The 12289-nt window shown below is 64.0% G+C and carries 8 protein-coding genes and 2 pseudogenes; 2 read left to right on the forward strand and 8 right to left on the reverse strand.

The annotated features are described in order from the left end of the window. Positions 1-331 (forward strand): annotated as a pseudogene (locus EOA32_RS05150) (efflux transporter periplasmic adaptor subunit); the annotation flags it as partial. Next, a pseudogene (locus EOA32_RS05155) lies at positions 331-3424 on the forward strand (efflux RND transporter permease subunit). The pseudogenes EOA32_RS05150 and EOA32_RS05155, both read left to right, overlap by 1 nt. A gap of 39 nt (positions 3425-3463) precedes the next feature. Here EOA32_RS05155 and EOA32_RS05160 read toward each other — a convergent pair. The 8 genes from EOA32_RS05160 to EOA32_RS05200 form a co-directional block, all read right to left on the reverse strand. After that, the gene (locus EOA32_RS05160) at positions 3464-4210 is read right to left on the reverse strand and encodes an ABC transporter ATP-binding protein (protein WP_095831349.1); all 747 of its coding nucleotides are present in this window, start codon (positions 4208-4210) and stop codon (positions 3464-3466) included. After that, positions 4207-5067, reverse strand: coding sequence for an ABC transporter ATP-binding protein (locus tag EOA32_RS05165; protein WP_128371065.1), 861 nt, complete (start codon positions 5065-5067; stop codon positions 4207-4209). The genes EOA32_RS05160 and EOA32_RS05165 overlap by 4 nt, the downstream gene beginning before the upstream one ends. Before the next feature lie 10 nt (positions 5068-5077). Beyond that, positions 5078-5998 (reverse strand): nickel transporter permease, encoded by a 921-nt coding sequence (gene nikC / locus EOA32_RS05170; RefSeq protein WP_128371066.1) that lies wholly within the window; start codon positions 5996-5998, stop codon positions 5078-5080. After that, positions 5995-7062 carry an ABC transporter permease gene (locus EOA32_RS05175; RefSeq protein ID WP_095828031.1) on the reverse strand — a complete coding sequence of 356 codons (1068 nt, stop codon included), beginning with the start codon at positions 7060-7062 and terminating at the stop codon, positions 5995-5997. The genes nikC and EOA32_RS05175 overlap by 4 nt, the downstream gene beginning before the upstream one ends. Positions 7063-7080: 18 nt before the next feature. Beyond that, positions 7081-8718 (reverse strand): ABC transporter substrate-binding protein, encoded by a 1638-nt coding sequence (locus tag EOA32_RS05180; RefSeq protein WP_128371067.1) that lies wholly within the window; start codon positions 8716-8718, stop codon positions 7081-7083. Positions 8719-8993: 275 nt separating this feature from the next. Then, on the reverse strand, positions 8994-10268 hold the full coding sequence (locus tag EOA32_RS05185; RefSeq protein ID WP_128371068.1) for a lytic murein transglycosylase: 1275 nt from the start codon (positions 10266-10268) through the stop codon (positions 8994-8996). A 184-nt stretch (positions 10269-10452) separates the two neighbouring features. After that, complete coding sequence (gene recR, locus EOA32_RS05195; protein ID WP_066996262.1) at positions 10453-11058, reverse strand: recombination mediator RecR; 606 nt, start codon at positions 11056-11058, stop codon at positions 10453-10455. 122 nt (positions 11059-11180) lie between these two features. Beyond that, positions 11181-12170, reverse strand: coding sequence for a cell wall hydrolase (locus EOA32_RS05200; RefSeq protein ID WP_128371069.1), 990 nt, complete (start codon positions 12168-12170; stop codon positions 11181-11183). Positions 12171-12289 lie beyond the last annotated feature (119 nt).

Consider the following 12289-nt stretch of genomic DNA (forward strand, 5'->3'; position numbering starts at 1 on the left):
GACCGGCACCCGCCGCGTGCGGCTGACCCTGGTCAATCCGCCGTCAGCGTTCCGGCTGGGCTCGACGATCACGGCGACGCGCATGACCAAGCTGGCGCCGACCATCGAACTGCCGATATCGGCGCTGCTGGAAAAGAATGGCTCGGAAATGGTGTGGGTCGTCGATCCGCAGTCCTCAAGCGTGAGCGCGCGCGAGATCAAGATCGCGTCGAAAAAGGGCGGCAGCTTCACCGTGGCCGAAGGCCTCGAGGCAGGCATGCGCGTCGTCACCGCGGGCGTCCACAGCTTGAGCGAAGGCGAGAAAGTCAAGGTGCCGGAGGGCGGGGTCTGATGCAGGGCTTCAATCTTTCCGATTGGGCGCTCAGCCACCGCTCCATGGTGTGGTATTTCATGCTGGTCTTCGTCGTGGCCGGCATTTTCTCCTATCTCAATCTCGGCCGCGAGGAAGATCGCGCCTTCACCATCAAGACCATGATCATCCAGGCCAACTGGCCGGGCGCCTCGGTCAAGGAGACGGTGCAGCAGGTGACCGATCGCATCGAGAAAAAGCTCGAGGAGCTCGACAGCCTCGACTTCACCAGATCCGTCACCACGGCCGGCCAGACCGTCATCTTCGTCAACCTGAAGGACACCACCAAGGCGCGCGATGTCGTGCCGAACTGGCTTCAGGTGCGCAATATGGTCAACGACATCAAGGCGCAGTTGCCGCAAGGCGTGCAGGGACCGTTCTTCAACGACCGCTTCGGCGATGTCTACGGCAACATCTACGCCTTCACCGCCGACGGGCTGACGCCGCGCCAATTGCGCGACTATGTCGAGGATGTGAGGACAAAGATCCTGACCGTGCCGAATGCCGGCAAGGTTGACCTGGTCGGGGCGCAGGACGAGGCGATCTACCTGGAATTCTCCAGCCGGCAGATCGCCGCGCTTGGCCTCAACCAGCAGCAGATCGTCGCCAGCCTGCAGGCGCAGAACGCCATCACGCCGTCCGGCGTCGTGCAGTCCGGTCCGGAGCGCGTCAGCGTGCGCGTCGGAGGCCAGTTCACTTCCGAAGAGAGCCTGCGGGCCATCAACCTGCGCGTCAACGACCGCTTCTTCCGGCTGAGCGACGTGGCGACGATCAGGCGCGGCTATGTCGACCCGCCGACGGCCTTGTTCCGCTTCAACGGCCAGGATGCGATCGGGCTTGCCATCGGCATGAAGCCGAACGCCAATCTGCTCAAATTCGGCGAAGCGCTGCACGACGAGATGCAGAAGGTGCTGGCCGATCTGCCGGTCGGCGTCGGGGTGCATCTGGTCGCCGACCAGCCGGTCATCGTCGAGGAGGCGGTCTCGGGCTTCACGCGGGCGCTGTTCGAGGCCGTCGCCATCGTGCTGGCCGTCTCCTTCATCAGCCTCGGCCTGCGCGCCGGCTTCGTCGTCGCACTGTCAATTCCGCTGGTGCTGGCCATCACCTTCACGGTCATGGCGTATCTCGGGATATCGCTGCAGCGCATCTCGCTCGGTGCGCTGATCATTGCGCTCGGCCTTTTGGTCGACGACGCCGATCGCCGTCGAGATGATGGTGGCGCGGCTGGAGGTCGGCGACAACCTGCGCAAGGCGGCGACCTATGTCTATACCTCGACCGCCTTCCCGATGCTGACCGGCACGCTGGTGACAGTCGCCGGCTTCATCCCGATCGGGCTCAACTCGAGCGCCGCAGGCGAGTACACCTTCACGCTGTTCGTCGTCATCGCGGTGTCGCTGCTGGTGTCATGGATCGTGGCGGTGCTGTTCGCGCCGCTGCTCGGGGTCACCATCCTGCCGGCGACGATGAAGGAAAAACATCACGACCAGCCCGGCCGGTTCACGTCACTGTTCCGGCGCGTGCTTGTCTTCTCGGTTCGCCGCCATTGGCTGACGATCATCGTGACGATGCTTGTGTTCGCGGCCTCGGTCGCCGGCTTCGGTCTCGTCCAGCAGCAGTTCTTCCCGCCATCGGACCGGCCGGAGCTGATCGTCGACTGGAACCTGCCGCAGAACTCCTCGATCACCGAGACGCGCGACCAGATGGAGCGCTTCGAGCAGCGGGCGCTGGTCGGCAACCCCGACATCGACCATTTCAGTTCGTACATTGGCCAGGGCGCGGTGCGCTTCGTGCTTGCCTATGACGTACAGCCGGCCAATCCCTATTTCGGCCAGACCGTCATCGTCACCAGGAGCATCGAAGCGCGCAACCGGGTGAAGCCGGCGCTGGAAAAGCTGCTGCGCCAGGAGTTCGTCGGCACCGACGCGTTCGTCAAGCCGCTCGAGCTCGGGCCGCCGGTCGGCAGGCCGGTGCAGTACCGCGTCGGCGGTCCCGACATCCAAACGGTGCGCGAGCTGGCGCAACAGTTTGCCGGCGTGATCTCCGCCAATCCGAGGCTCGCCGCGCCGACCTTCGACTGGAACGAACCGCAGCGCGTGCTGAGGGTCGACGTGCTGCAGGACAAGGCGCGTCAGCTCGGCATCACCTCGTCCGATATCGCCAGCGCGCTGAACAGCACGGTGGGCGGCTCGACGATCACCCAAGTGCGCGACGCCACCTACCTGATCAATGTCGTGGCGCGCTCGCGCGAGGCGGACCGCAGCTCGATCTCGACACTGCAGAACATGCAATTGCCGACCGGCACGGGCGAGTCGATCCCCTTGGCTGCCATCGCCAATTTCCGCTACGACCTCGAGCAGCCGACGGTGTGGCGGCGCAACCGCACGCCGACGATCACCGTGCGCGCCGGCCTGGTGGGCGACGTGCTGCCTGCGACCGTGGTCAACGAGCTTAAGCCTTCGGTCGATGCCTTCATCGCCAAGCTGCCGCCCGGCTATTCGGTCGAGACGGCGGGCTCTGTCGAGGAAAGCGCCAAGAGCCAAGGACCGATCGCGGCCGTGGTGCCCTTGATGCTGTTCATCATGGCGACCATCCTGATGGTGCAGTTGCAAAGCTTCCAGCGCCTGTTCCTGGTGGTGGCGGTGGCGCCGCTCGGGCTGATCGGCGTGGTGGCCGCCCTGGTGCCCAGCGGCGCGCCGCTCGGCTTCGTCGCCATTCTCGGCGTGCTGGCACTGATCGGCATCCTGATCCGCAACTCGGTCATCCTGATCGTCCAGATCGAGGATCTCGTCGCCGAGGGCAAGGACCACTGGGCAGCCGTGATCGAGGCGACCGAGCACCGGATGCGGCCGATCGCGCTGACGGCGGCGGCGGCCAGCCTGGCCCTCATCCCGATCGCGCGCGAGGTGTTCTGGGGACCGATGGCCTACGCGATGATGGGCGGCATCATCGCCGGCACGGCGATCACGCTGCTCTTCCTGCCGGCGCTTTATGTGACGTGGTTCCGGATCAAGGAGCCGCCGAAGCGGGTGCGGGATGGCGCCAAAGCAGACGTGATCGTTGCTGCGGAGAGTTAAAAGCCAGGTCGCACCCCGTCGCGAACCTGCGAGAGAAAACTACACCCTCACAAACCCCTCGCTCGCCCGAAGCAGGTTGCGCGTATAATCCTCGCTCACGCGGTGGCCGATCAGCTGGCTTGCGGTCAGCGTCTCCACCGCTTCGCCGTTCTGCATCACCATCAGCCGTTCGCACATATGGGTGATGATGGCGAGGTCGTGACTGACCATCAGGAAGGTGAGCTTGCGCCGCCGCCGCACCTCTTCGAGCAGGTTCAGCACCTCGGCCTGGACAGAGGCATCGAGCGCCGAGGTCGGCTCGTCGAGCAAAAGGATCGAGGGTTCGAGGATCAGCGCGCGGGCGATCGCCACGCGCTGGCGCTGGCCGCCGGAGAGCTGGTGCGCATAGCGGAAGCGGAAACCCTTGCCGAGGCCGACTTCGTCCAGCGCGCGCTCGATGCGCTTCTCGCCGTCCTGGATTGCGTGAATGGCGAGCGGTTCCTGCAGCAGCCGGTCGACGGTCTGGCGCGGATGCAGCGACCCATACGGATCTTGGAAGACCATCTGCACGTCGCGGTAAAAGGCCTTGTCGCGGGTCTTGCCGAGCGTCTTGCCGTTGACAGCGATGGTGCCGGCAGCGACAGGCGCAAGGCCGGTGATCGCCTTGAGTAGGGTCGACTTGCCGGAGCCGCTTTCGCCAACCAGCCCGTAGGACTCGCCTTCCCTGACTTCGAGGTTAACGCCCTTCAGCGCGCGGAAGCGGTCGAAAAGCACCTCCAGCCCTTCGATGGTGATGGCGGCCGTCATGCCGCCCACTCCGGCTTGCGGTCGAGCACCGGCAGCGGGTGTCGCTCGAAGCCGATCCTCGGCATGCAGTTGAGCAGGCCGCGCGTATAGGGATGCTGGGCCTCGCGCAGCTCGGACGCCTTGAGCTGCTCGACCACCTTGCCGGCATACATGACGACCACGCGGTCGCAGAAGGAGGACACCAGGCGCAGATCATGCGAGATGAAGATCAGCCCCATGCCGCGCTCGGCGACCAGCCTGTCGAGAATGTTCAGCACATCGAGTTGCACGGTGACGTCGAGCGCCGAGGTCGGCTCGTCGGCGATCATCAGTTCCGGCCCGGCGATCAGCATCATGGCGATCATCGCGCGCTGGCCCATGCCGCCCGAGACCTCATGCGGGTGAAGGTCGAAGACACGGGCCGGATCGCGAATTTGCACCGCCCGCAGCATCTCCAGCGCGCGCTCGCGCGCTTCGGCCTTTCCGACTTTCTCATGCGTGCGCAGCGTCTCGACGATCTGGCGGCCGATGCTCATCACCGGATCGAGCGAGTATTTCGGGTCCTGCAGGATCATGGCGATGCGGTTTCCCCGCAGCGCACGGCGCCGGCTGGATGACACCGAGAGCAGGTCGATGCCGTCGAAGCGCAGCTTTTTCGCCGACACCTCGGCCTGCGGCGGGGTCAGGCCCATGATGGCGCGGCCGGTCTGCGACTTGCCGGAGCCGCTCTCGCCGACGATGCCCAGCCGCTCGCGGCCGAGCGAGAAGGAAACGCCGCGCACCGCCTGCACGATCCCGGTGCGTGTCGGGAAAGTGACGCGCAGATCGTCGACTTCGAGCAGCGTGCCTTTCGTTTGCTTATCGGAATTGCCGCTCATTGGTCGCCACTCATTGGTCGCCACTCCGGGGATCGAGCGCGTCGCGCAGGCCGTCACCGAGCAGGTTGAAGCCGAGGCTGACGATGAGGATGGCAGCACCTGGCGCGGCAGCCACCCACCACTGATCGAGGATGAAGCGGCGGCCGGATGCAATCATCGCGCCCCATTCGGGCAGCGGCGGTTGCGCGCCGAGGCCGAGGAAGCCGAGGCCGGCGGCGGTGAGGATGATGCCCGCCATGTCGAGCGTCACCCGGATGATCAGCGAGGAGATGCAGAGCGGCATGATGTGGCGCAGCACAATGCGGAAGGGTGAGGCACCCATCAATTGCACCGCCTTGATGTAGTCGGAATTGCGCACCGTCAGCGTCTCGGCGCGGGCGATGCGCGCGTAAGGCGGCCAGGAGGTGATGGCGATCGCCAGCACCGCGTTCTCGATGCCGGGACCGAGCGCCGCAACGAAGGCCAGCGCCAGCACCAGCTTCGGGAAAGCCAGAAAGATGTCGGTGATGCGCATCAGAATGGCATCGGTCCAGCTGCCGGCATAGCCTGCGACGGTGCCGACCAGCAGGCCGATGGGCGCGGCAATGATGGCGACGAGGATGACGACATAGAGCGTCCAGCGCGAGCCGTAGAGAATGCGCGAGTAGATATCGCGGCCGAGGTCGTCGGTGCCGAACCAATGCGCGGCGCTCGGCGCCAGCAGACGGGCATTCTTCAGGTCACCCACGGTTGGCGAATAGGGTGCCAGCACGCCGGCAAGCGCGGCTACCACCACCAACGCGAAAATGATGAGCAAACCGACGAGCGCGAGCCGGTTGGCTGTGAAGCGCCGCCAGGCCACATAGGCGCGGCCGAGCCTTGCCTGCATGCGCGAGGCCGGCCTCTCGCTGAGCAGCCATTCGCGTCGGGTTTGCATCGTCTCGGCGCTCATTCGACTTTCGTCCGTGGATCGAGGAGCCGATAGAGCAGGTCCGACAGAAGGTTGATGGCGATGAAGACCGAGCCGATGATGATGGTGCCGCCGAGCACCGCGTTCATGTCGGCGTTCTGCAATGAATTGGTGATGTAGAGGCCGATGCCCGGCCAGGAGAAGACGGTCTCGGTCAGCACCGAGCCTTCGAGCAGGCTGGCATAGGAAAGCGCGATCACCGTCACCATCGGCACAGCGGCGTTGCGCAGCGCGTGGCCCCAGATGATGCGCGTCTCCGACAGGCCCTTGGCGCGGGCGGCGACGATATATTCCTGCGCCATCTCGTTCAGCATGAAGGAGCGCGTCATGCGGCTGATATAGGCGAGCGCGAAATAGCCAAGCAGGGAGGCCGGCAGGATGATGTGGCGGTAGGCGTCGTAGAAGACATCCCACTGTCCCTGCATGGCCGCATCGAGCAGGTAGAAGCCGGTGATCGGCGTGAAAGTGTATTCGTAGACGACGTCGAGCCGCGCCGGAAAGGCGACCCATTGCAGCTTGGCGTAGAACAGGACGAGGCCGAGCAGTCCCAGCCAGAAGATCGGCACGGAATAGCCGATAAGGCCGATGATGCGCACGATCTGGTCGACGAGACTGCCGCGACGGACAGCAGCGAGCACGCCGAGCGGCACGCCGATGACGGCGCCGATGATCGTGCCGAGCGTCGCCAGCTCGATGGTCGCCGGAAAGACGCGGCGGATGTCGGACATCACCGGATTGGTGGTCAGCACCGAAGTGCCGAAATCGCCGCTGAGCGCGTTTTTGACGTAGATGTAGAACTGCTGGATCAGCGGCAGGTCGAGCCCCATCTCGCGGCGCGTGCGCTCGACGACAGCTGTCGGGGCCCGGTCGCCGAGCACGGCCAGCACCGGATCGATCGGGATGACGCGGCCGATGAAGAAGGTCACCGCGAGAAGACCGAGATAGGTCGTCACCGCGATGACCAGGAAGCGGCCGATCGACGACAGAAGCGCGACGGCACGGGCGCCGCCGCGCCCCGCCGCCGCCTGGTTCTCAGCTACGCTCACGCGGCGCGTCCGAAAGCGCTATTCCTTCGAGACCGGCCAGACGAAGTTGGTGTCGAAGCTCGGGCCGAGCTTGAAGTCCTTCAGGTTCTTGCGCAGCCCCGCCACTTCCAGCTGCTGATGGATGATGACGAAGGGGCTGGTGTCGAGGATCTTCTTCTGCAGGTCCTTGTACATGTCGGCGCGCTTGGCGGAGTCCTTCTCCAGCAACGCCGCCTCGGTTTCCTTGGTCAGGTCCGGAATGTCCCAGGCATTGCGCCAGGCCAGTGTCTTGATCTTGGCACTGTCGGAATTGTCCGGGTTCGAGGCGAAAGTCTGCGCGTTGGAGTTGGGATCGAAATAGTCCTGGCCCCAATTGCCGATATAGATGTCGTGGTTGCGGGCGCGGTATTTGGTCAGCGTCTGCTTGCCGTCGCCGGGGATGATCTCAAGCTTGATACCGGCCTGGCCGAGCGTCTGCTGGATCGATTCCGCCATGCCGGTGGTCGGCTGGCCGGTGCGCACGTCCATGGTCACTTTGAAGCCATCAGCCAACCCGGCCTTTGCCAGCAGTTCCTTGGCCTTGGCCACGTCGAGCTTGAACGGATTCTCGTCGATCGCGCCGAGGTCGCCCTTGGGCAGGAAGGACTGGTGGATCTCGCCGATGCCCTTCAGGATGGTCGAGGCCATCGCATCATAGTCGATCAGATATTTGAACGCCTGACGCACCTCCGGCTTGGCGAGGTTCGGGTTCTTCTGGTTGAGGCTGATGTAATAGACCGTGCCCTTCGGCGCGCTTGTCGTGGTGAGATCGGCGTTTTTGGAGATGGCATCGAGATCGTTCGGTTCCAGATTGCGGGCGACATCGATGTCACCGGCCTCCAGCGCCAGGCGCTGCGCCGAGCTCTCCTTCATGTTGCGGTAGATGACGCGGGCGAGCTTGGCCTTCTCGCCATTGTAGTTGTCGTTACGCTCCAGCACGACAGCCTCGTTGGCGCGCCATTCGCGCAGCTTGTAGGGGCCAGAGCCGGCATAGCCGGTCTTCAGCCAGGCGTTGCCGAAGTCGTTGTCCCATTTGTAGTCGGCGCTCGGCGTAACGGCGGCGACATGCTCCTTGACCAGCTTGCTGTCGACGACCGAAGCGACGGTGGCCGACAGGCAGTTCAGCACGAAGCTCGGCGCATAGGCCTTGTCGACAACGAACTGGAAGGTGGTGTCGTCGACCGCTTTCGCCTTCTCGGTGACATTGTCGCCACTGATGCCGAACTGATTGATGATGAAGGCTGGGCTCTTATCGAGCTTGATGGCGCGCTCGAAAGAATAGGCGACGTCGGCCGCGGTGATCGGATTGCCGGAGGCGAACTTCATGCCGGGCTTAAGCTTGAAGGTATAGGTCAGGCCGTCATCCGAAACGCTCCAGCTTTCGGCGAGATCACCCCTGACCTTGGAAGTATCGTTAAGGTCGAGGCGGACCAGAAGATCATAAGTATTGCCGGTAACCTCGGCGGTCGACAGCTCGAACGCTTCGCCCGGATCCATCGAGATGATGTCGTCGATTGCGAAACCTTCGACCAGCGTGTCGGCAGGCGTGACCGCAAAGGCCGGCACCGCGAGCAGCGCCGACATCGCCACACCCGCGAGCAAGCCACGAGAGCGAAGAGCAAACCTTTCCAGCATCATGGTAGTCGTTCCCTGTTTTGTCGATTGTTGACCTGAGTTCCCGGCTCAGGGTTGCAGAATTCCTTGGGACCGATCGACGGCCCACCGACCTTACCGTCGTGGTTTTTGTCCAGTTGGTCAACACCCTATTCGGCGGCGTTCGAGCCCGCAACGCGCATTTTGCGAGACAGCTTATTGGGCCAGAATGGGCCGCCGCGAGTCGACCCAACTGCCGCCCAATCGAAACCGCCGATTGGGAAAAATCTGCCAAATCTTGGCCGCTTGGAAGTCGCCCGTCATTTCAGCTGCGCAACCAGGTTCGCGTCCGGAAAGCAGGTGGCGGCCTTGCCGTTCTTCGCTTGCCAGACGCCGATCGAGCGGCGTGTCTTGAAGCCGGGCAGGCCGTCGGCACTGCCGACATCGTAGCCCTTGGCCTCCAGCGCTTGCTGGAGGGCCGCGATATCGGACCGGTGGAGATCGCCCACCCGACCCCAGGTGCCGGCAAAGGTGGTGTCGCCTTTGGCGATGCGATCGGCGGCGTGGCCGATGAACAGCGCATAGAGATCGCTGGTGTTGTATTGCTTCAGCACATAGAAATTCGGTGTGACGATGAAAGCGGGGCCGCTGCGTCCGGCCGGCATCAGCAGGAAACCCTCGGCCTTGAGTTCACTGGCCGGAAACGCCTTTCCGTCGACGCGCCTGATGCCCATCGCCACCCAGTCAGAAATCTTCTTGCCCTGGTCGGGTCCTTCGAACGCGCAGGAGACGTTTGCCGGCGCAATCACCTCGGTCCCCCAGCCGCGCCCCCTCACCCAGCCATAGTGGACAAGATAGTTGGCGATGGAGGCGAGCACGTCCGGCGTCGAGTTCCAGATGTCGGGCCGGCCGTCGCCGTCAAAGTCGACGGCATGCTTGAGGAAGGACGTCGGCATGAATTGCGGCTGGCCGAGCGCGCCGGCCCAGGAGGACTTCATCGCATTGACCGGAGCGAGCCCGCGCTCGACGATCTCGAGTGCGGCCAGCACCTCCGTGCGGAAGAAATCCTTCTTCGTCGACATGAAGGCCTTGGTGCCCAGCACCTCGAAGGCGTCGTAAGGCATCTTGGCGGCGCCGAAGCCGGTCTCGCGACCCCAGATCGCCAGCACGATCTCGCCGGGCACGCCGTATCGCTTCTCGATGAGCCCAAGCACGCGGGCGTTGGCGCTTTCGCGCGACCGTCCTCCGCCGGTGACGGCCCGAATGATCTTCTCGGCGAAATAATTGGCGGGCGGACCGAACTCCGCCTGGTGCTGTTTTTGCGGTGTCGCCGGCTTCTCGCCGGGCATGACGAGATCCGGCAGTTTCAGGTTCGGCTTCACGCCGATGAAGGCGGCGTCGAAGGTCTTTTTGGAAATGCCTTTGGTCTTGGCCTCGGGCCAGAGGTCGTTTTGCAGCCAGGCCTGGAATTGGTTGTCGATGGGCGTGGCGCGAGCGGGGAGGGTGAGGAGGACGGCAAGCGCCGCAAGGAAAAATGCGAAGCCGAATTTGGAAAAGCCGCGTTCTGTCGCGCCCTCCTCTGTCTTGCCGGACATCTCCCCCACTTGGGGGGAGATTGGCTGTTTCGGTGCCCCGCCTCTTCCTGCGACCTTGGATATTGGCGAAAGCCGGCGTGACGTCTGATCTCCCCCCTTGCGGGGGAGATGTCCGGCAGGACAGAGGGGGGTGGGACGGAGTGCGGCCTTTCCGGGAAAAACGCCAGTCACCAATCCCCTCCCCTCAAAACGCCGTCCTCGAGCGCAGCGCCGCGGCAAGCGTGCCTTCGTCGAGATAGTCGAGTTCGCCGCCGACCGGAACGCCATGCGCCAGCCTAGTCACCTTGACCTCGAAACCCGAGAGCTGATCGGTCAGGTAGTGCGCCGTGGTCTGGCCCTCGACGGTGGCGTTGACGGCAAGGATCACCTCCTTCACCTCGCCGCCGGCGACACGGTCTACCAGCGAGCGGATGTTGAGCTGGTCCGGGCCGATGCCATCGAGCGGCGACAGCGTGCCGCCGAGCACGTGATAGCGCACATTCATGGCGGCGGCGCGTTCCAGCGCCCAGAGATCGGAGACGTCCTCGACGACGATAAGCGTGCCGGCATCGCGGCGTGGATCGGTGCAGATCATGCACGGGTCGGAGGTGTCGACATTGCCGCAGGTCGAGCAGATGCGCACTTTATCGGCCGCCTCGCCCATAGCTGCGGCTAAAGGCTCGAGCAGCTGCTCCTTCTTCTTGATGAGATGGAGAGCCGCGCGCCTTGCCGAACGCGGCCCGAGCCCCGGCACCTTGGCCAGGAGCTGGATCAGGCGTTCTATCTCTGGACCGGCGATTCTTTTCGACATCGCTCTGATCTAGAGCAATTCCGGGAAAAGTGCGAAACGGTTTTCAGAGCGCTTTGGTGACATCCGCAACATGAAGTGATCCGCCATGTCGTCACGGCGGATCGTTTGATGGCGGAGTTGGCTCAGTAAGCTTCGAGCGGCCGGGACTGGCTGACGATCAGCGCGCCGATGGCGTCGGTGTTCTCAGGCGTCGACTGGAATCCCATCGCCGCTTCCTGCGGAGCGCTCGGAACGGAGGTGATGTAGCGACCTTTCAACGTGCCGCCGAAGCGGGAGGCGTCGGGCTCCTCCATCGGCTCCTGCATCGCCACCATGATCGGCTTCGCCGTGACGCGGCCGGCCTTCTGCCCTGGCGCGGCGGAGGCCGTCACATAGGTCTGCTGGGCAGCAACGGTTGTGGTCTTGGCGGGAAGCGCCGGCGCGGCAGCCGCGGTCGTGGCGGCCTGCTTGGCCGGATCAGCATGCACGATCGTCTTGACCACCGGCTCGGCGGAAGCGACGAGAACCGGAGCGGTGGGGTCGGTCTTCTGCGACTTGCCGGAGGCCATGGCGACCATGGGCTCATCCGGCAACGGCTGCCAGTCGCGGCCGCGCTTCTCATAGAAGGCATTGCCGCCGGCCACCATCGTGTAGTGCATGTTCTTGTAGGGGAAACGCAGGCCGGCGGTGTGGAAGAACATCGTGTTCTTGAGCTTGGCCTTGCGCTCGCCTTTCAGCACTGCCTCGGCGGCTTCCTCGACATCTGGCAATGCCCGCGAATTCATCGGGCGCGTCAGCACGCCCGGGGCGAACTGGCCCCTTTCGCCGACGACCTCGCAGATCGTGCTGCCATGCTGGCCCGAGCGTAGCCGGTTCATCACGACCGTGCCGACGGCGATCATGCCGTCACGGCTCGACCGGTTGGACTCGAAGAACATCGCCCTTTGCAGGCACTCCTTGTCCTTCATCGAGTATTTGTAGGAACGCGAGCTGAGAAAGCTCGGGGTGACGGCGTCGGTCAGGCTCGCCACCGACATGCCATGTGAAGCGGTCTGGCTGCAGCCGGCCAGGAACAAGGGGGAAGCGGCGATGCCGATAAGCAGCAGCGGCGTCTTCCATCGCGTCGCGATCAACAAAAAAGCCTCATTTCCAGATGCCAGCCCGCCCCGAGATGTGGCAAGAATGAGACTCTTTCAGGCAAAAAGATGGCTAGATGGTTAGCAACCTCTGGACTTGGGTAAAACTTTATGAA

Origin of the sequence: Mesorhizobium sp. M1A.F.Ca.ET.072.01.1.1 (assembly GCF_004023325.1) — a bacterium.
GTDB lineage: Bacteria > Pseudomonadota > Alphaproteobacteria > Rhizobiales > Rhizobiaceae > Mesorhizobium.